The organism is Citrobacter sp. UYEF32, assembly GCF_040546205.1.
Classification (GTDB): Bacteria; Pseudomonadota; Gammaproteobacteria; order Enterobacterales; family Enterobacteriaceae; genus Phytobacter; species Phytobacter diazotrophicus.
The window spans coordinates 282128-301286 of record NZ_JBEPNI010000001.1; the positions used below are offsets into that span (position 1 = coordinate 282128).

Here is a 19159-nt window from a genome sequence, read left to right on the forward strand (position 1 = left end):
CATCACGTTTGCCCGGCCTGTCTGTCTCGTTCTTTAGAGAATTGCTTTTATTCCTGTTTCGCTGTCAGCTCGGCGATACGCACGATTACCTGTACCGCTTTTTCCATCCCTTCAAGCGTCACGAACTCATGTTTGCCGTGGTAGTTATAACCGCCGGTGAACAGGTTAGGACAGGGCAGCCCCATAAATGATAGCTGCGCGCCATCGGTACCGCCGCGAATCGCTTTCATCTGCGGTTCGATATCACAATCGCGCATGGCCTGACAGGCAATATCGATAATATGCGGATGATCGACTATCTTCTCGCGCATATTGTAATAACTGTCTTCAATCACCAGCTCGATGTAGCAGTCCGGATGCAGCCCTTTCCCGACTTTTTTGGCAATTTCCATTATTTTGCGCTTACGCGCTTCAAATGCTTTGCGGTCAAAATCGCGAACGATGTAATGCATCTCCGCACGTTCAACGGTGCCTTTGATGCTGGTAAGATGGTAAAAACCTTCATAACCTTCGGTATTTTCCGGGCTCTCGTCGGCTGGCACCAGCGCATGAATGCGGCTTGCCAGTGACAGCGCGTTCACCATCACCCCTTTCGCGGTTCCCGGATGGACGTTATTCCCTACGATTTTGATGGTGACCGAGGCGGCATTGAAGTTTTCGAACTCCAGTTCCCCCACCCCACCACCGTCGACGGTGTATGCCCATTTCGCGCCAAACGCCTCGACGTCAAAATGTTTCGCCCCTTTACCAACCTCTTCGTCCGGGGTGAAAGCCACATGAATATCACCATGCAGGATTTTTTTCTGTTTCAGCACCGCCATCGCGGTCATGATTTCCGCCACGCCGGCTTTGTCATCGGCACCCAACAGGGTTTTACCGTCTGTGGTGATGAGCGTCTGCCCCAACAACTGGTGCAACACCGGGAACATAACGGGTGAGAGGATTTCATCACCGATACCCAGCGCGATATCACCGCCACGGTAGTTTTCGAGGATTTGCGGATTCACATTTTTACCGCTGCAATCCGGGGAAGTATCAACATGCGAGATAAAACCGATAGCAGGTACCGGCTTGTCAACGGTAGAGGGCAGCGTAGCCATCACTGTACCTTTCTCGCTCAGTGTGACGTTTTCCAGCCCCATCTCTTCAAGCTGCTGCTGGAGTAAGCGCAAGAGCTTCCATTGCCCGTCGGTACTCGGTACCTGACGGACACCCGGCTTCGACTGAGTATCCAGCGCAACATACTGCAAAAAACGCTCTAATAATTTATCCATACAGCCACCCTCGCTAAACGTGACAACATTATCAATAAGCCGGAAAAGACAAATATTGCGTCAGGTCACTTTTATCCCGCAAACGAGAATATTTTCATTTTTGTTTTGTTCACTTAAACGTAGCTGACAAAATTCACTTTTGGCCGCGTAAATAGATCAATGATTGGCGATTTCAGTGCTTTGCCGTAGAATGCCAGCCCTTCATCAATGTGTCAGACCCTAAGGTGGTTAATCACAAACCCCGCATCCGGAGCGTTATCCGATGCGTTGACAAGGGACAGAGTAAAAAATTGAATACACAACCGCGTTCGCCCACTCCGCTGGTGCAACTGGTCGACCTTTGTAAAGGTTTTGATGGTAAAACAGTCATTTCAGACTTTAACCTGACCATCAATCACGGCGAATTCCTCACCCTGCTCGGCCCGTCCGGCTGCGGCAAAACCACTGTGCTTCGCCTGATTGCCGGGCTGGAAAGCATTGATGTGGGCCATATCAAACTCGACGATCGGGATATCACCGACGTTCCGGCGGAACATCGCCACGTTAATACCGTCTTTCAAAGCTACGCCCTGTTTCCCCATATGACCGTGTTCGAAAACGTGGCATTTGGCCTGCGGATGCAAAAAACACCTGCGGCAGAGATTGCTCCACGCGTCACTGACGCCCTGCGTATGGTGCAGCTTGAAGCATTCGCCCAGCGCAAACCGCACCAACTCTCCGGCGGTCAACAACAGCGTGTGGCTATTGCCCGTGCCGTAGTGAACAAGCCGCGCCTCCTCTTACTGGATGAATCGCTCTCCGCGCTGGATTACAAGCTGCGCAAGCAGATGCAAAACGAATTAAAAGCACTGCAGCGCAAACTTGGAATTACTTTCGTCTTCGTAACCCATGACCAGGAAGAAGCGCTGACGATGTCAGACCGGATCGTGGTGATGCGTGACGGTAAAATAGAGCAGGACGGTACGCCGCGGGAAATTTACGAAGAGCCGAAGAACCTCTTTGTCGCCAGTTTTATTGGTGAGATTAATATTTTCAGTGCCACCGTCATTGAGCGTCTTGATGCACAGCGCGTGCGTGCCACCGTCGAAGGGCGCGAATGCAATATTTACGTCAGTTTCCCGGTCGAAAAAGATCAGCGACTAAACGTGATGCTGCGCCCGGAAGATTTGCGGGTCGAAGAGATCAACGATGTCGCAGAGGTCGAAGGACTGGTAGGTTACGTGCGTGAACGTAATTATAAAGGGATGACGCTGGAGTCAGTAGTTGAACTGGAGAACGGCAAAATGGTGCTGGTCAGCGAGTTCTTCAACGAAGACGACCCCGATTTTGACCACTCTTTGAACCAAAAGATGGCGATTAATTGGGTGGAAAGCTGGGAGGTCGTACTGGCTGATGAAGAGCACAAGTAAATTCCAGAATGGGGTGATTGCCACTGTCGTCGGTTGGCTTGTGCTGTTTGTCTTTCTCCCCAACCTGATGATTATTGCGACCAGCTTTTTGACCCGTGACGATGCCCACTTCGTGGCGATGGTCTTCTCGCTGGATAGCTATGCCCGTCTGCTGGATCCGCTCTATTTTGACGTGCTGCTGCACTCGCTGAATATGGCGGTAATCGCCACACTTGCCTGCCTGATGCTGGGGTATCCCTTCGCCTGGTTCCTGGCAAAGCTACCCACAAAAGTGCGTCCGTTATTGCTGTTTTTGCTGATTGTTCCGTTCTGGACCAATTCGCTGATTCGCATCTATGGCCTGAAAATATTCCTCAGCACCAAAGGGTATCTGAATACATTTTTACTCTGGCTGGGGGTCATTGATGAACCGATCCGCGTGATGTTCACCCCGGCGGCGGTCATTATCGGGCTGGTCTATATCCTGATGCCATTTATGGTCATGCCGCTTTACTCCAGTATCGAAAAACTCGATAAACCTTTGCTGGAAGCGGCGAGAGATTTGGGCGCCAGTAAATTACAGACGTTTTTGCGCATTATTATCCCGCTGACCATGCCGGGCATTATCGCGGGCTGCCTGCTGGTATTGCTGCCCGCGATGGGATTGTTTTACGTCTCAGATCTGATGGGGGGCGCAAAAAACCTGCTGATTGGCAACGTGATTAAAAGTCAGTTCCTCAACATTCGCGACTGGCCTTTTGGCGCGGCCACCAGCATCACGCTCACTATCGTGATGGGTCTACTTTTACTGGTTTACTGGCGCGCCTCGCGTCTGCTGGACAAGAAGGTGGAACTGCAATGATCGGTCGACTGCTGCGCGGCGGTTTTATGACCGCCATTTACGCCTACCTCTATATTCCCATTATCATTCTGATTGTGAACTCGTTTAACAGCTCACGGTTTGGGATTAACTGGCAAGGTTTTACCACCGACTGGTACAGTCTGCTGCTGAACAACGACAGTCTGTTGCAGGCAGCACAGCACTCGCTCACGATGGCGGTCTTCTCCGCCACGTTCGCCACGCTTATCGGTTCGCTGACCGCGGTGGCGCTGTACCGCTATCGCTTTCGCGGCAAACCCTTTGTCAGCGGCATGCTGTTCGTCGTGATGATGTCGCCGGATATCGTCATGGCTATCTCATTGCTGGTGCTGTTTATGCTGCTGGGCGTTCAGCTTGGATTCTGGTCGCTGCTGTTCTCGCATATTACGTTCTGCCTGCCCTTCGTAGTTGTGACGGTTTATTCGCGCCTGAAGGGTTTTGATGTGCGGATGCTGGAAGCGGCAAAAGATCTGGGTGCCAGCGAACTCGTGATCCTGCGCAAAATTATCCTGCCGCTGGCGATGCCTGCCGTGGCGGCCGGATGGCTGCTGAGCTTTACCCTGTCGATGGATGATGTGGTGGTCTCGTCCTTCGTTACCGGACCGGGCTATGAAATTCTGCCGTTGAAAATCTATTCCATGGTGAAAGTCGGCGTCTCACCCGAGGTGAACGCGCTGGCAACCATCCTGCTCGTTCTGTCGCTGGTGATGGTCGTCGCAAGCCAGCTTGTTGCACGTGATAAAACCAAAAGCCTGGCGCGCCAGGCATAACCTCTCAGGGGACGTTAAATGAAAAAATGGTCACGCCACCTGCTTGCTGCGGGTGCTCTGGCACTGGGCATAAACGCCGCTCATGCGGATGACAGCAAGACGCTCTATTTCTACAACTGGACAGAATATGTGCCGCCAGGCCTGCTGGAACAGTTCACCAAAGAGACGGGCATTAAGGTTATCTATTCGACCTATGAATCGAATGAAACCATGTATGCCAAGCTCAAAACCTATAAAGATGGTGCATACGACCTGGTGGTGCCCTCCACTTATTTTGTCGACAAAATGCGTAAAGAGGGCATGATCCAAAAGATCGATAAAACGCAGCTAACCAACTTCCATAATCTCGATCCGGAGATGCTGAACAAGCCGTTTGACCCGAATAACGACTACTCCATTCCGTATATCTGGGGTGCGACAGCCATAGGTATCAACAGCGAAGCGATTGATCCTAAAACGGTTACCCGTTGGGCAGACTTATGGAAGCCTGAGTATAAAGGCAGCCTGCTGCTAACGGATGATGCGCGCGAAGTCTTCCAGGTAGCGCTGCGTAAACTGGGGCTTTCCGGTAATACCACCGATCCGAAAGAGATTGAAGCGGCCTACAAAGAGCTGCAAAAATTGATGCCTAACGTGGCGGCGTTCAACTCCGATAATCCGGCGAACCCGTACATGGAAGGGGAAGTGAATCTCGGGATGGTGTGGAACGGTTCCGCGTATGTCGCCCGTCAGGCGGGCACGCCGTTGCAGGTAATTTGGCCGACGGAAGGCGGTATCTTCTGGATGGACAGCCTTGCTATCCCTGCCAATGCCAAAAACAAAGCGGGCGCGCTTAAGCTTATCAACTTCCTGCTACGCCCGGAAATTGCAAAGCAGGTGGCGGAAACCATTGGCTATCCGACACCAAACCTCGCGGCCCGTAAACTGCTGAGCCCGGAAGTGGCAAATGATAAATCACTCTATCCGGATGCAGAGACTATCAGCAAAGGCGAATGGCAAAACGATGTCGGCAGTGCCAGCGCTATTTACGAAGAGTATTATCAGAAGCTGAAAGCAGGACGTTAAGTTTTGCATCCGGGCCGGGCGCGGATGCCCGGCCTCTTTTGCGCAGACAAAGGAAGGGTACGCATGCAGCAGGACGCGAAGGTTTTTCGCCGCATTTTTACCGCGCTGGGCGCCATACTGCTGCTCATCGCCGCAGCTATTGTTTACTCACAGTTTCGTGACGCCCGCGACGCCGTACATACTGATGGCCTGATCGTCGATACTGTCTGGCGCAACAACCACCCGCGTAGCGTCGGCAACAGCGGCGCCTGGTTCCCGGTGGTGGCTTTTCGCCCTACCCCGCAATATACCCTGGTTTTTGAATCTTCCATTGGCAGCGTTTTTTATGAACATAGCGAAGGCGATGCGGTTGGGGTGGCCTTCCCGCCGGGTCAGCCACATAAGGCGGAGATTAACAGCCTGTGGGTTAACGCCTTTGCCTGGGGGCTGTTTGCCATCGGCGGGGTTGTTTTCATCGCCGTCGCGCTGTTCTTAAGTGATTCCCCGCGCAAAAAGCGTCGGGCGAAACGGAGGGGGCGCAAATGAAAAGGCTTTTAATTCTGCTCACGCTGCTCCTGCCGCTGGCGGCGCTCAGCGCCGCGCCGGTGCCAATAATGCGAACCCTTTTTACCGATGTCACCGGTACGGTGCCCGGCGCGGAGATGCTTACCCACAAAGCAGAACTGTTCCGCCAGCGCACCGGGATAGCACTCTATATTCTGGTGGTTCCCGCTATGAATGAGGCAAGCCTGCTGCGTGACGGCAAAAGAATGCTGGCGCGGGCAACGGCAAACCAGCCCGAGATGACGGGGAGCGTAATGATTGTGATTACCACCCAAAAGCCGCAGGTGCTGCTGGTCGGCAGCTATCAGGCGGCGCAGCAACTGCCGGACCATATATTGCGCTTGATGGTCGAGAACCAGACGCTGGCGTACTTTCATCGCGGCCTGATGTTCCAGGGGGTCAACACCGCGCTGGATGTGCTGGAAGCGGCGCTGACAAACCAGCCGACGCCGCCGCTGAGATGGTATCCGCCGCCGGAAAAGAACGGGCCGGACAGCGTTGCCGGCAACAGCTTTGGTTTTATGGCCTGGGCCTGCGCCTGGATAGCCTTTATGATGCTTTTTAACTACACCAGCCGTTTTCGCTACGCGATGAAGTTCACCCTGGCAATGACCATCGGCAATATCGGCTGGCAGGCGTTTTGCCTGTGGTTGGCTAACCGGGCGGTGTCGGTTGCGAATATCTCCCTGGGGTGGGCACTGATGATAGGGGTGGCAACGTTTTTCGCGGTATGGCTATGGACAAGGAAACGGCATAGCGCAGATAACCCCTAGCGCTCCCGGCCTCCGGGTGCGGCGCTGTCTTATCCGTGGGCTACGAAACGGCCCGGGCAAGCGTGAGCGCACCCGGGAAAACGCCCTCATTTTTTGAGAGAGTCAGGCCTTACAGCCCTTTCAGCAGCTTCTCAACATATTCCGGCACCACTTCGCTGGCGAGGCCATAATGCTTCTCTTCAAACTCGCTGCCCACCTGGCTTGGTTCAAGATTTAACTCAACGGTATGCGCGCCGTGCAGTTTGGCCTCATGGACAAAACCAGCCGCTGGATAGACATGGCCGGAGGTACCAATAGCGATAAACACATCGGCCATTGCGAGCGCATGATAAATCTCATCCATCCCCAGCGGCATCTCACCAAACCAGACCACATGGGGGCGTAGCGGCGCGGGAAACTGGCAGCAATGGCATTTGTCTTCCGGGGTCACGTCCTGCGTCCACGTCAGCACCTGCCCGCTCTGCGAACAGCGCACTTTCAGCAATTCACCGTGCATATGGATGATATGGTGGTTTCCGGCGCGTTCGTGCAGGTTGTCTATATTCTGCGTCACCAGTAAAAAGCGATCGCCGAGGATATCTTCCAGCTTCGCCAGCGCCAGATGTGCCGGGTTGGGCGCAATCTCCGGTAACTGGAGCTGCTGGCGACGCGCATTATAGAAAGACTGCACCAGTTGTGGGTTGCGGGCAAAACCTTCTGGCGTCGCCACATCTTCCACATGGTGTTCTTCCCACAAACCGTCCGCGGCGCGGAAGGTGCGAATGCCTGATTCTGCGGAGATACCCGCCCCCGTTAGTACCACTACTCTCGGTTTTTCCATCACTTCCGGCACCACCTGGTCTCTGAAAAAGATCCGCTGGCGTAAACGCTCACGCAAACGGCGTTTGTTACGGCGAAAACAGCTGAGACGATGTGACCGACGAGACTGCATATCATCCTCTCAGGATTAATCAGTAAGATGAAGGAAAGCGGCGCCACGCATGCCGCCTGCATCGCCGTGGCGAGCACGTTCAATGCGGGGTATCCGGGCTACCGGTAACAAGTGTGGCGGTAAACGCGCCGCCAGTAATGACGTCAGGGCAGAGAAATTCGATAAGCCGCCACCGATAACCAGTAAATCCGGATCCACTATCGTCAGGATATTCCCAAGACACACCGCCAGCAAATCAGCATAGCGTTCAACATGGGCTTTCGCCTGCGCGTCGCCCTGCTCCCAACGCGCAATAATTTCCGGGGAGGACAATGATTGATGGTAGTAATGTTGGTACAGCCAGGCAAAGCCGCGCCCGGACAGATAATTTTCGATACAGCCCAGTTTGCCACAGCCACAGCGCGTCAGCGGAAAATCAAAGCCCATTAGCGCCATCGCATCAACTGGCAGGCGAATATGACCAAACTCACCGGTAATATAGCTGCGGCCCTTAAGCGTCTGGCCGTTGGCGACAATGCCACCGCCAACGCCAGTGCCCAGGATAAGGCCCATTACAATCGGGTATTGGCGAAATTCATCATCCCAGGCTTCGGAAAGGGCAAAACAGTTGGCGTCATTATCAAGGCGGACATCACGCGCGAGCCTTACGCTCAAATCTTTGCGCAGTGGACGACCACTGGCGGCAGGCACATTGGCGGCATAGAGGGTGCCATCGGCGGTTTCCGGCATACCCGGAATACCAATGCCGACACTGCCCTGGCCGCCGAAGCGCGCATCGGCTTCGGCTACCAGTTGAGCAATTGTCGTTAAAAACGTCTCGTAACTGTCTTTCGGTGTGGCGACGCGCTTTTCCCATTGCAAACGTCGGGTATCATCAAATACCCCCAGCGCTATCTTGCTTCCGCCGATATCAAATCCGTAATACATCGCCTCTCCTTTGTGCTTCTTATTATTGTCCGCTCAATACCCTCGCCGGATCGATATTGCTTGCCCGGCGCGCCGGATACCAGCTTGCCAACAGACTCAGCACCAGAGCGGTGACCAGCACATACACCACATCCAGTGCGTGCAGCTCCGACGGTAGAAAATCAATAAAGTAGATATCGCCGGATAAAAATTGGTGACCAATCATCTTTTCAATCACGCGGATGATCGCGGTCAGTTGCAGTGACGCTACCACGCCGATCACCGCACCGATCAGGCTGCCCAGCAGGCCTGCCAGCAGCCCGTACCAGACGAAGATAGCCCGGATCAGGCCATCTTTTGCCCCTAATGTACGCAGCACGGCGATATCACTGCTCTTATCTTTTACCGCCATCACCAGCGTGGAGACAATATTAAAACAGGCGACACCGATCACCAGCACCATCGCCAGATACATAATGGCGCGGATCATCTGAATATCGCGATACATATAGCCGTATTTACCGATCCAGCTTTTAATATAGACATAGCTGTTGGTGACTTCACCGGCGTTACGCACCAGCGTATTCGCGTTAAAGACGTCCTTCACCTTGATAGCAATGCCCGTAACGCTGCTGCCCATATCCAGATACTGCTGCGCGTCTTCCATGGGGATCATCGCAAACGCATGGTCGAGTTGCCCGCTCAATTGCAATACACCAGTGACATGCAATCTGACGCGTTTTGGCTGTAGCAGTTTGTGGTCGGTGTCGGAATTAGGGATCATTATCGATACCCAATCGCCCTGTTTCACGTTCAGCGCATCGGCGACACCCTTACCAAGGATAATCTGCTGCTCACCGGGTTTAAAATTGCGCCAGGCATCGGCCTGAACAAAATTCGGTAATGCGCTCAGACGGGACTCCTGCTCAGGGTTTACCCCTTTCACCTGAATCGCTCGTAAATTGGTGCCGCTCTCCACAAGCCCGGTGAAATTAATATAAGGTGCCGCGGCGACAATGCCCGGCACTTTTTCCACTTTTGCCAGCGCGTCGTTCCAGTTATTCCACGGCTGATTCACCGGCTCGATTTCGCCATGGGGCACCACCGCCAGAATACGATTATTGAGCTCGCGTTCGAAGCCGTTCATTGCGCTGAGCCCGACGATCAACACCGCAACGCCAAGCGAAATCCCCACGGTGGAGATGACGGAAATCAGCGACACCATGCCGCTGCGGCGGCGACCACGGCTAAAACGCAGGCCAATCAGTAATGACAGGGGAGACGCCATCACTCAGCCCCCATCAGGGTCATTTCTGTGCTCAGGCGGCCATCGCGCATCTCCAACTGGCGGCTCATTCGTTTCGCCAGTTGCAGATCATGTGTGACCACCAGGAACGCGGTGCCCTGCGACGCATTCAATTCCCCCAACAACTGGAAGATACTGTCCGCATTACGGGCATCCAGGTTGCCGGTCGGTTCGTCCGCCAGCACCAGACGTGGGTTATTGACCAGCGCACGAGCAATCGCCACGCGCTGACGCTCACCGCCAGACAGCTCTGAGGGGCGATGGCTGGCGCGATGCTCAAGCCCAACCGCTCGCAGCATTTCCCGCGCCCGGACATCAATTTCTGCCGCTTTATGCTTACCAATCAGCAGCGGCATCGCGACGTTTTCCAGCGCGGTAAAATCGGGCAGCAGGTGGTGAAACTGATAGATAAAGCCCAGTTCGCGGTTGCGTAGCTCCGCTTTCGCCGCAGAGGAGAGTTTGCTCAGTTGTTGGTTATCGAAGGTCACTTCGCCGGAGGTGGGCGTGTCCAGCCCGCCCAACAGATGCAGGAGCGTACTTTTACCGGAACCGGAGCTGCCGACAATCGCCATCAGCTCCCCCTCACCCACGCTAAAGCTTACATCGTGCAACACATCGGTTTGCACTTTCCCTTCCTGATAGCGTTTGCACAGGTGGTCGCATTGCAACAGGATCTTATTCATAACGTAAAGCCTCAGCGGGTTGGGTGGCGGCAGCGCGCCAGGAAGGATAAAGCGTAGACAGCAACGCGATGGCCATGGCCACCAGCGCAATAACAACTACCTGTAACGGTTCGATGGCTACCGGCAGCGCTGCGCCATCAAGAAACGCACCGATGACCGGCATCAGATTATTCAACTGGCTGGCCAGCAGTGCGCCAAGCCCGGCCCCCAGCAGCGCACCAATGATGCCCGCGCTGGCGCCCTGCACCATAAAGACCGCCATGATCTGACGCGGGGTCAGCCCCTGAGTTTGCAGGATCGCCACCTCGCCCTGTTTTTCCATCACCATCAGGCCAAGGGAGGTAATGATATTAAAGGCCGCCACCGCAATAATCAGGCTTAACAGCAGCCCCATCATGTTTTTCTCCATACGTACGGCCTGGAATAACTCGCCTTTCCGCTCGCGCCAGTCTTGCCATTTGGTTCCTTGCGGCAGCGTTTGCTGGCTCAGAACATCAACCTGCAACGGTGCATCCAGCCATAAACGCCAACCGGTAATATTGCCTGCGGGGTAACGCATCAGACGGGACGCATCCTGAATATTGACCAGCATCTGATAGTCATCGACTTCACTGCTGGCGGCAAAGGTCCCGACAACGGTAAACAGACGCTGGCTGGGTAAACGCCCCATCGGGGTGAACTGGCTGGCGGACGGCACCATGACGCGAATCTGATCACCACGATTGACGCCTAATTGCCCGGCCAGCCCTTCACCGAGGATCACGTTGTACTGCCCGGCTTCCAGGGAAGATTGCTGCACGTTGACCAGGTACGGAGTCAGCGGATCTTTTTGCACCGGGTCGATACCCAACATGACACCCACGGCCACGCTGCGTGCACTTTGCAGAACGACATCACCGGTACTCAGCGGCGCAATGCGATTGACACCCTGCAATTTGAGCCCATTGGCCGGCAATTGTTCAGGATTGATAGAGCCGTTTTGCGCGGTGATGACGGCCTGCGGCATCAGCCCCAGGATGTTGTTTTGCAGTTCGCGCTCAAAGCCATTCATGACCGACAGCACGGTCACCAGCGCCATTACGCCAAGCGTAATGCCAATGGTCGACAGCCAGGAAACGAAACGACCGAAGCGGTCGGCTGCGCGCCCACGCATATAGCGCAGGCCGATAAAGAGAGTGACAGGCTGGTACATGAAATCCGTCTGGTTGCTGTTAGCAGACTCCGAAGTATATAAGCGAAAGCGTAGAGCGTAAATGAGTGAAACGGTAAGCGGACATCTCAGAGGACAGGAAAAAATCCGATAAATCAAATTGCTAGTTGCGCGACTTTTACGCATTTCGCCTCCCGTAGAGAGATCCTTTTTCCACGCGCCCTCTGATATTTATCCGAAAAAGGAGGAAATACAGACTGTTTACCGTTACACCCCACGGCGACGCCATCAGGATAAACGCCGAATTTTGTAATAGAAACGGCGAAAGACGATGAAAAAAAAGACTCTATGGATTAATCAAATCAAGGGATTATGTATCTGCCTGGTGGTCATCTATCACTCAGTCATTACGTTTTACCCGCACCTCACCACATTTGGTCACGCGTGGTCGGAAACGCTCGCAAAGTGCTGGATCTACTTTAATCTTTACCTTGCCCCCTTCCGCATGCCCGTGTTCTTTTTTCTCTCTGGCTACCTGATTCGACGCTACATTGATGAGGTGCCATGGAAGGAGGCGATCGACAAACGTATCTGGAGTATCTTTTATGTGCTTGTCATCTGGGGTGTGCTGCAGTGGCTGGCGCTCAGCCATATTAATGACTGGCTGGCACCCACGCGCGATTTAAGCAATGCGTCCAACGCTGCCTATGCGGATACACCCTCAGACTTTATCCAGGGAATGCTCACCGCCAGTACCAGCCTGTGGTATCTCTACGCGCTGGTTGTCTATTTTATTCTGTGTAAATTGTTGAGCCGCTGGTCGCTTGCAGCACTGGTCGCCATGACACTGCTGAGCGTGGCGATTAACTTTTTGCCCTCGCCCTGGTGGGGTATGAATAGCGTAATGCGCAACATGATCTACTACAGCCTGGGGGCATGGTTTGGCGGCGCTATTATGGATGCGATTAAACGCCTCTCTTTTCGCCGCTACGCCATCATGCTGGCAGTGGCGTTACTTGCTGCGGTGGCGCTATGGTTTTTAAATGTGCCCTTACCCTTGAGCTTGCTGTCGATCGTGCTGATTTTGCGTCTGTTCCGCGCGCTGGAAGAGCGCGTTGGCTCACACGAAAACGCACTGCTGAATATCGTGGGCAGCAATACGCTTGCCATCTACACCACGCATCGCATTCTGATTGAAGCGCTCAGCCTTGCGTTGTTGACCCCGATGAATGCCGGGCGCTGGTCGCCTGCTTTCGAGCTCACCATCGTCTTGCTCTATCCGTTCTGTAGCCTCGCTATCTGTACGCTGGTTGGCTTGTGTATACGGAAAATCTCTTCGGCAATCTTTGCCGATCTGCTTTTCACCCCGCCAGCCAGGCTGGCCTCACCTCTGCAGGCACGATAAGCGCATGTGTTGAGGTTGGCGAATAGTGCACAATCGCGGATAATAAAGGGATTGCGTATCAGTGATATGCCCCCATAACAAGGGGCATATCCATAAGAGACCCAGACCCTATCTATGCCTGAACAATACCGTTATTCTCTGCCCGCCAAAGCTGGCGAGCAGCGCCAGCTTGGCGAACTGACTGGCGCAGCCTGCGCCACCGAAGTCGCGGAAATCATTGAGCGCCATAAAGGTCCGGTGGTATTGATTGCGCCGGATATGCAAAATGCCCTGCGTCTGCATGACGAAATTACCCAGTTTACCGACAACCTGGTGATGAATCTTGCTGACTGGGAGACACTGCCGTATGACAGTTTCTCGCCGCATCAGGAAATTATCTCCTCCCGTCTCTCCACGCTCTACCAGTTGCCCTCTATGCAACGTGGTGTGCTGATTGTAGCGGTGAATACCTTGATGCAGCGCGTCTGCCCGCATAGCTATTTGCACGGTCACGCATTGGTCATGAAAAAAGGTCAGCGTCTGTCCCGAGACGCGCTGCGCGCGCAACTGGACAGCGCTGGGTATCGCCATGTTGATCAGGTTATGGAGCACGGCGAGTACGCGACTCGCGGGGCGCTGCTGGATCTCTTCCCGATGGGCAGCGCACAACCTTATCGCCTTGATTTCTTTGATGATGAAATTGACAGTCTTCGCCTGTTCGATGCGGACAGTCAGCGTACGCTGGAAGAGGTCGAAGCCATCAATTTACTGCCTGCTCACGAATTCCCGACGGATAAGACCGCCATCGAACTGTTTCGCAGCCAGTGGCGAGATAAGTTCGACGTCAAGCGCGATGCCGAACATATCTATCAACAGGTGAGCAAAGGCACTTTGCCAACCGGCATTGAATACTGGCAGCCACTGTTTTTCAGTGAGCCTTTGCCGTCGTTGTTTAGCTATTTGCCGGACAATACGCTACTGGTAAACACGGGGGATCTTGAAAACAGCGCTGAGCGCTTTAGCCAGGAGACCCTGGCGCGCTTCGAAAACCGTGGCGTGGACCCCATGCGACCTCTGCTGGCGCCGGAATTACTGTGGCTGCGGGTTGATGAACTGTTCAGCGAACTCAAGCGCTGGCCGCGCGTGCAGCTCAAAACCGAAAACCTGGCAGACAAAACCGCCAATGTGAACCTCGGTTACCGGACGTTGCCGGATCTGGCCGTTCAGGCACAGCAAAAGTCGCCGCTGGATAATTTACGCAAATTCCTCGAATCCTTTACCGGTCCGGTCGTCTTTTCGGTCGAGAGCGAGGGGCGTCGCGAAGCGCTGGGAGAACTCCTCTCACGCATCAAAGTGGCGCCGAAGCGCATTACCCGGCTGGATGACGCGCAAGATACAGGGCGCTATCTGATCATTGGCTCCGCAGAACATGGCTTTATCGACACGCTACGTAACCGGGCGCTGATTTGCGAAAGCGATCTGCTGGGCGAGCGCGTTGCCCGCCGTCGCCAGGATACACGCCGCACGATTAACCCCGATACGCTGATCCGCAACCTCGCTGAACTGCACCCTGGCCAGCCGGTGGTGCATCTGGAACATGGGGTTGGACGCTATGCGGGAATGACCACGCTTGAAGCGGGCGGCATAAAAGGCGAATACCTGATGCTGACCTATGCCGGGGATGCCAAACTGTACGTGCCGGTCTCGTCGTTGCATCTGATTAGCCGCTATGCCGGGGGTGCCGAGGAGAACGCGCCGCTGCATAAACTGGGCGGCGATGCATGGGCCCGCGCGCGGCAGAAAGCGGCAGAAAAAGTCCGGGATGTGGCGGCGGAATTGCTGGATATCTATGCCCAACGCGCCGCGAAGTCCGGCTTTGCATTTAAACACGATCGCGAACAATATCAGCTTTTCTGCGACAGCTTCCCGTTTGAAACCACGCCAGACCAGGCGCAAGCCATTAACGCGGTGTTAAGTGACATGTGCCAGCCACTGGCCATGGACCGCCTGGTGTGTGGCGATGTCGGCTTCGGTAAAACCGAAGTGGCAATGCGTGCCGCCTTCCTCGCCGTCGAAAACAACAAGCAGGTGGCGGTGTTGGTGCCAACCACCCTGCTCGCCCAGCAGCATTTCGACAATTTCCGCGATCGCTTCGCCAACTGGCCGGTGCGGGTGGAGATGCTCTCACGTTTTCGTAGCGCGAAAGAACAGACACAAGTGCTGGAGCAGGCGGCTGAGGGCAAGATTGATATTCTTATCGGCACCCATAAGCTGCTGCAAAACGATGTGAAGTGGAAAGATCTGGGGCTGCTGATCGTCGATGAAGAACACCGCTTCGGCGTGCGACATAAAGAGCGGATTAAAGCGATGCGTGCTGACGTAGATATCCTCACGCTAACCGCAACACCCATTCCGCGTACACTCAATATGGCCATGAGCGGTATGCGCGATCTGTCGATCATTGCCACCCCGCCTGCGCGCCGCCTGGCAGTGAAAACCTTCGTTCGCGAATACGACAGTCTGGTAGTGCGCGAGGCAATACTGCGTGAAGTCCTGCGTGGTGGGCAGGTGTACTACCTTTATAACGATGTCGAAAATATTCAGAAAGCCGCCGACAGACTGGCGGAACTGGTTCCGGAAGCGCGCATCGCCATCGGACACGGGCAGATGCGTGAGCGCGAACTGGAACGGGTAATGAATGATTTCCACCACCAGCGTTTTAATGTGCTGGTATGTACCACGATAATCGAGACCGGGATCGATATTCCTACCGCGAACACAATCATTATTGAACGTGCCGATCACTTTGGCCTGGCGCAGCTCCACCAGTTACGTGGCCGCGTGGGACGTTCGCACCATCAGGCCTATGCCTGGCTACTGACGCCGCATCCAAAAGCGATGACCACCGATGCGCAAAAGCGTCTCGAAGCGATTGCCTCGCTGGAAGATTTAGGGGCGGGTTTCGCGCTGGCGACCCACGATCTGGAAATCCGCGGGGCTGGCGAACTGTTGGGCGAAGATCAGAGCGGTTCAATGGAGACCATCGGCTTTTCACTGTATATGGAGCTGCTGGAAAATGCGGTCGATGCGCTCAAAGCCGGGCGAGAGCCATCGCTCGAAGATCTCACCAGCCAGCAAACAGAAGTCGAACTGCGCATGCCTTCCCTGCTGCCGGATGATTTTATTCCCGACGTCAATACTCGTCTCTCTTTCTACAAGCGCATTGCCAGTGCGAAGAGTGAAAATGAGCTCGATGAGATTAAAGTGGAACTGATCGACCGTTTTGGTCTGCTGCCTGACGCCGCGCGAAACCTGCTTGATATTGCGCGGCTGCGTCAACAGGCCCAGAAATTGGGGATTCGTAAGCTTGAAGGGAATGAAAAAGGCGGCACGATTGAGTTCAATGAAAAAAACCATGTCAATCCCGCATGGCTTATCGGCCTGCTGCAAAAGCAGCCTAAACATTTCCGCCTCGATGGCCCGACACGCCTGAAGTTCTTCCAGGAGCTGACGGAACGCAAAACCCGCATGGAGTGGGTACGCAACTTCATGCAGCAGCTTGAAGAAAACGCGATGGCATAGTGTTCTGCGGGCCAGTTATCATCACTGGCCCGTTTTTTTTGAAATATTTACAAACATTTTGCACTCTTCCAGGACTTCCCGACATTCCTTCCCACCATAATTTCATTACCTGTGTCTGCAAATAACCTTATCAATTACATGGATTATGGTAATGATTAATAATTCCCGTTTTGTCCTCTGGGCGGTTTTTCTCGCCGCCACGCTCGTTTTACCCGCGAAGGCGAATACCTGGCCTTTACCCCCCACCGGTAGCCGGGTGGTCGGGGAAAACCGGTATCACGTGGTAGAAAATGATGGCGGTTCGCTGGAGGCGATTGCCAAAAAGTACAATGTCGGTTTCCTGGCCCTGTTGCAGGCGAACCCCGGCGTCGATCCGTATGTTCCTCGCGCAGGTAATGTACTGACTATCCCGTTACAAACACTGTTACCCGACGTGCCGCGAGAAGGTATCGTCATCAATCTGGCCGAGCTACGTCTCTATTATTATCCGCCGGGTAAAAACGAAGTGACCGTCTACCCTATCGGAATAGGGCAACTGGGTGGAGATACCTTAACGCCTACCATGGTGACAACCGTTTCTGATAAACGGGCTAATCCTACCTGGACACCAACGGCCAACATTCGCGCACGTTATAAAGCCCAGGGAATAGATTTACCGGCAGTCGTTCCGGCCGGGCCGGAAAACCCGATGGGCCACCATGCCATTCGCCTTGCTGCGTACGGTGGTGTCTACCTCATTCATGGGACCAACGCTGATTTTGGCATTGGCATGCGCGTCAGCTCCGGATGTATTCGTCTGCGTGATAACGACATCGCCACATTGTTTAGCGTTATCAAACCCGGTACGCGCGTGAATATTATCAACACGCCGATAAAAGCCTCGGTTGAACCTGACGGCACACGCCTGGTGGAAGTGCATCAACCGCTGTCAAAATCCATTGACGACGACCCGAAGACATTGCCGATTGTGCTTAATGCCACTATGCAGACTTTCAAAGATTCGCCACAAAGCGCAAGCGATGTGTTTGAACGTGCAATGGAAGTGCGCTCTGGTATGCCGGTGGATGTCACTCTCCATGACAGCGTGCTACAACAATCCCTTTAATTTCCGTAGAGCAAAAAAAAGCCTCGCAATTGCGAGGCTTTTTTATGAGGGTTAATTCAGTGGCTTAACTTATTTGTACAGTACTGCGGTGCCGTGCAGAGTATCGGAACCGGTCACAGAGGTGATACGGAAAGATTTTGCACCCATTTCATCGGCTTTTTGTGCCAGTTGATCTTCAACAGAAGAGAGGTTAGCACCCGCAGAAGCACCAATAACAGCGACTTCCTGTTGGCCTGCCGGTGCGTTTTGAACTTCAACGGCAGCGAAGCTTGCAAAAGAGAGTGAGCTTAGTACGGCAGCGGCGATCAGAGTTTTAACGTTTTTCATGATTTTGTTCCTGTAGCAGATGAAAGTAGCGTCGTAAGCATTTACTTAACGATCGATAGACAAATCATAAGTGTGATCTATGTCACTCGTCAATGCATTTTAATAACGAACGTTAATTAAATTAACAAATCCTTATTTATCATATAGATAGAATTTATTAATTTGTGCTATTTTGCCTCTGGTGTCTGACAGCATTTATTTTTATAATGATTGTTCAACAAACCAACAAAGGTTGAACGGCACTATGACCAGTGAAGTCACTTGTATGAAAAAAAGCCGTGGCCGACCGAAAGTGTTCGACAGGGAAGTGGCGCTTGATAAGGCCATGGCATTATTCTGGCAGCATGGCTACGAAGCCACGTCATTATCAGATCTCGTAGAGGCAACGGGCGCGAAAGCACCGACGCTGTATGCGGAATTTACGAATAAAGAAGGCCTGTTCCGCGCAGTGCTGGATCGCTACATCTCGCTTTTTGCAGCAAAACATGAAGCCCAGTTGTTATGCGACGATAAACCGCTGGGGCAGGCGTTAAAAGATTACTTCACGGCGGTGGCACACTGCTTTACCAGCACTGAAACTCCGGCGGGCTGTTTTCTGATCAATACCTCCGCGACGCTGGCCGCCTCTTCGCAGGCAATTGCGCAGACCATTAAGTCACGCCATGCGCAGCAGGAACAACTGTTGCTCAAGTTTTTGCAACAACGTCAGCAAAGGGGGGAAATCCCCGCTCACGCGGATGTTCAGGAACTGGCGCAGTTTTTAAGCTGTGTGCTGCAGGGCATGTCTATCAGCGCACGTGAAGGCGCAAGTTGTGAGAAATTGCTGCAAATTTCCGCGACGACTCTGCGTTTATGGCCTCAGTTGACCACATCCTGATTTGCCCTCCTTAGCAATAATTATCGTTTTCACCTATTATATTAATAGGTGAAAACAGCATGTCGTTTTTGCCGCTTTGCTAATATTAAACAGGAATTATTTCGCTGCTAACCATTAGTCGTAAAAGAACCATAAACGTCAGGATGACGACATAAGCGAATTTATTGTTCTAACCCTACGCTATCTTATTGTATATACGGAATTTATGTACTTTG

17 protein-coding genes are annotated in these 19159 nt (G+C 53.5%); 10 read left to right on the plus strand and 7 right to left on the minus strand.

The features are described 5' to 3' along the window. Positions 1–47: 47 nt before the first annotated feature. Positions 48–1274: a peptidase T gene (gene pepT / locus ABIB59_RS01400; RefSeq protein WP_354033739.1), complete on the minus strand. Its 1227-nt coding sequence runs from the start codon at positions 1272–1274 to the stop codon at positions 48–50. Positions 1275–1531: 257 nt separating this feature from the next. On the opposite strand from pepT, the gene potA reads away from it, so the two are divergent. From potA to ABIB59_RS01430, 6 genes are all read left to right on the plus strand, one after another. Beyond that, positions 1532–2683: a spermidine/putrescine ABC transporter ATP-binding protein PotA gene (gene potA, locus ABIB59_RS01405; RefSeq protein ID WP_354034149.1), complete on the plus strand. Its 1152-nt coding sequence runs from the start codon at positions 1532–1534 to the stop codon at positions 2681–2683. Then, complete coding sequence (potB, locus tag ABIB59_RS01410) at positions 2667–3524, plus strand: spermidine/putrescine ABC transporter permease PotB (RefSeq protein ID WP_354033741.1); 858 nt, start codon at positions 2667–2669, stop codon at positions 3522–3524. The genes potA and potB overlap by 17 nt, the downstream gene beginning before the upstream one ends. Further along, the gene (gene potC, locus ABIB59_RS01415; RefSeq protein ID WP_169039187.1) at positions 3521–4312 is read left to right on the plus strand and encodes a spermidine/putrescine ABC transporter permease PotC; all 792 of its coding nucleotides are present in this window, start codon (positions 3521–3523) and stop codon (positions 4310–4312) included. Before potB ends, potC begins: the two co-directional genes overlap by 4 nt. Before the next feature lie 18 nt (positions 4313–4330). Further along, complete coding sequence (potD, locus tag ABIB59_RS01420; RefSeq protein WP_354033743.1) at positions 4331–5377, plus strand: spermidine/putrescine ABC transporter substrate-binding protein PotD; 1047 nt, start codon at positions 4331–4333, stop codon at positions 5375–5377. Between the two features lie 63 nt (positions 5378–5440). Then, positions 5441–5902 carry a DUF3592 domain-containing protein gene (locus tag ABIB59_RS01425; protein ID WP_041851700.1) on the plus strand — a complete coding sequence of 154 codons (462 nt, stop codon included), beginning with the start codon at positions 5441–5443 and terminating at the stop codon, positions 5900–5902. Further along, complete coding sequence (locus ABIB59_RS01430; RefSeq protein ID WP_354033745.1) at positions 5899–6693, plus strand: TPM domain-containing protein; 795 nt, start codon at positions 5899–5901, stop codon at positions 6691–6693. The genes ABIB59_RS01425 and ABIB59_RS01430 overlap by 4 nt, the downstream gene beginning before the upstream one ends. Positions 6694–6802: 109 nt before the next feature. Here the strand turns inward: ABIB59_RS01430 and cobB are convergent, their stop codons facing one another. From cobB to lolC, 5 genes are read right to left on the minus strand one after another with little or no spacing between them, the layout of a single operon-like run. Continuing rightward, entirely contained in the window at positions 6803–7624 is an 822-nt protein-coding gene (cobB, locus tag ABIB59_RS01435) for a Sir2 family NAD+-dependent deacetylase (RefSeq protein ID WP_041851702.1), read from the minus strand. 15 nt (positions 7625–7639) lie between these two features. Then, positions 7640–8551, minus strand: coding sequence for an N-acetylglucosamine kinase (nagK, locus tag ABIB59_RS01440; protein ID WP_071195431.1), 912 nt, complete (start codon positions 8549–8551; stop codon positions 7640–7642). A 22-nt stretch (positions 8552–8573) separates the two neighbouring features. Next, complete coding sequence (gene lolE, locus ABIB59_RS01445; protein WP_165158389.1) at positions 8574–9818, minus strand: lipoprotein-releasing ABC transporter permease subunit LolE; 1245 nt, start codon at positions 9816–9818, stop codon at positions 8574–8576. Next, a complete protein-coding gene (gene lolD / locus ABIB59_RS01450) occupies positions 9818–10519 on the minus strand; it encodes a lipoprotein-releasing ABC transporter ATP-binding protein LolD (protein ID WP_041851705.1) in 702 nt (233 codons plus the stop codon). The genes lolE and lolD overlap by 1 nt, the downstream gene beginning before the upstream one ends. Further along, a complete protein-coding gene (gene lolC / locus ABIB59_RS01455) occupies positions 10512–11711 on the minus strand; it encodes a lipoprotein-releasing ABC transporter permease subunit LolC (protein WP_354033748.1) in 1200 nt (399 codons plus the stop codon). The genes lolD and lolC overlap by 8 nt, the downstream gene beginning before the upstream one ends. A 289-nt stretch (positions 11712–12000) precedes the next feature. Here lolC and ABIB59_RS01460 point away from each other — a divergent pair, with 289 nt between their 5' ends. From ABIB59_RS01460 to ldtC, 3 genes are all read left to right on the plus strand, one after another. Then, on the plus strand, positions 12001–13074 hold the full coding sequence (locus ABIB59_RS01460; protein ID WP_041851706.1) for an acyltransferase family protein: 1074 nt from the start codon (positions 12001–12003) through the stop codon (positions 13072–13074). 114 nt (positions 13075–13188) lie between these two features. Next, positions 13189–16635 carry a transcription-repair coupling factor gene (gene mfd / locus ABIB59_RS01465; RefSeq protein ID WP_041851707.1) on the plus strand — a complete coding sequence of 1149 codons (3447 nt, stop codon included), beginning with the start codon at positions 13189–13191 and terminating at the stop codon, positions 16633–16635. A 151-nt stretch (positions 16636–16786) separates the two neighbouring features. Further along, complete coding sequence (gene ldtC / locus ABIB59_RS01470) at positions 16787–17740, plus strand: L,D-transpeptidase LdtC (protein ID WP_041851708.1); 954 nt, start codon at positions 16787–16789, stop codon at positions 17738–17740. A gap of 69 nt (positions 17741–17809) precedes the next feature. Here ldtC and bhsA read toward each other — a convergent pair whose 3' ends face one another. Continuing rightward, entirely contained in the window at positions 17810–18067 is a 258-nt protein-coding gene (gene bhsA / locus ABIB59_RS01475) for a multiple stress resistance protein BhsA (protein WP_041851709.1), read from the minus strand. A 244-nt stretch (positions 18068–18311) separates the two neighbouring features. On the opposite strand from bhsA, the gene ABIB59_RS01480 reads away from it, so the two are divergent. Next, the gene (locus ABIB59_RS01480) at positions 18312–18944 is read left to right on the plus strand and encodes a TetR/AcrR family transcriptional regulator (RefSeq protein WP_165158386.1); all 633 of its coding nucleotides are present in this window, start codon (positions 18312–18314) and stop codon (positions 18942–18944) included. Positions 18945–19159 lie beyond the last annotated feature (215 nt).

Bases quoted from the DNA above. Each gene is read 5' to 3' on its own strand.
- pepT (WP_354033739.1), bottom strand. From the start codon at position 1,274: ATGGATAAATTATTAGAGCGTTTTTTGCAGTATGTTGCGCTGGATACT.
- potB (WP_354033741.1), top strand. From the start codon at position 2,667: ATGAAGAGCACAAGTAAATTCCAGAATGGGGTGATTGCCACTGTCGTC.
- potC (WP_169039187.1), top strand. From the start codon at position 3,521: ATGATCGGTCGACTGCTGCGCGGCGGTTTTATGACCGCCATTTACGCC.
- potD (WP_354033743.1), top strand. From the start codon at position 4,331: ATGAAAAAATGGTCACGCCACCTGCTTGCTGCGGGTGCTCTGGCACTG.
- ABIB59_RS01425 (WP_041851700.1), top strand. From the start codon at position 5,441: ATGCAGCAGGACGCGAAGGTTTTTCGCCGCATTTTTACCGCGCTGGGC.
- ABIB59_RS01430 (WP_354033745.1), top strand. From the start codon at position 5,899: ATGAAAAGGCTTTTAATTCTGCTCACGCTGCTCCTGCCGCTGGCGGCG.
- cobB (WP_041851702.1), bottom strand. From the start codon at position 7,624: ATGCAGTCTCGTCGGTCACATCGTCTCAGCTGTTTTCGCCGTAACAAA.
- nagK (WP_071195431.1), bottom strand. From the start codon at position 8,551: ATGTATTACGGATTTGATATCGGCGGAAGCAAGATAGCGCTGGGGGTA.
- lolE (WP_165158389.1), bottom strand. From the start codon at position 9,818: ATGGCGTCTCCCCTGTCATTACTGATTGGCCTGCGTTTTAGCCGTGGT.
- lolD (WP_041851705.1), bottom strand. From the start codon at position 10,519: ATGAATAAGATCCTGTTGCAATGCGACCACCTGTGCAAACGCTATCAG.
- lolC (WP_354033748.1), bottom strand. From the start codon at position 11,711: ATGTACCAGCCTGTCACTCTCTTTATCGGCCTGCGCTATATGCGTGGG.
- ABIB59_RS01460 (WP_041851706.1), top strand. From the start codon at position 12,001: ATGAAAAAAAAGACTCTATGGATTAATCAAATCAAGGGATTATGTATC.
- mfd (WP_041851707.1), top strand. From the start codon at position 13,189: ATGCCTGAACAATACCGTTATTCTCTGCCCGCCAAAGCTGGCGAGCAG.
- ldtC (WP_041851708.1), top strand. From the start codon at position 16,787: ATGATTAATAATTCCCGTTTTGTCCTCTGGGCGGTTTTTCTCGCCGCC.
- bhsA (WP_041851709.1), bottom strand. From the start codon at position 18,067: ATGAAAAACGTTAAAACTCTGATCGCCGCTGCCGTACTAAGCTCACTC.
- ABIB59_RS01480 (WP_165158386.1), top strand. From the start codon at position 18,312: ATGACCAGTGAAGTCACTTGTATGAAAAAAAGCCGTGGCCGACCGAAA.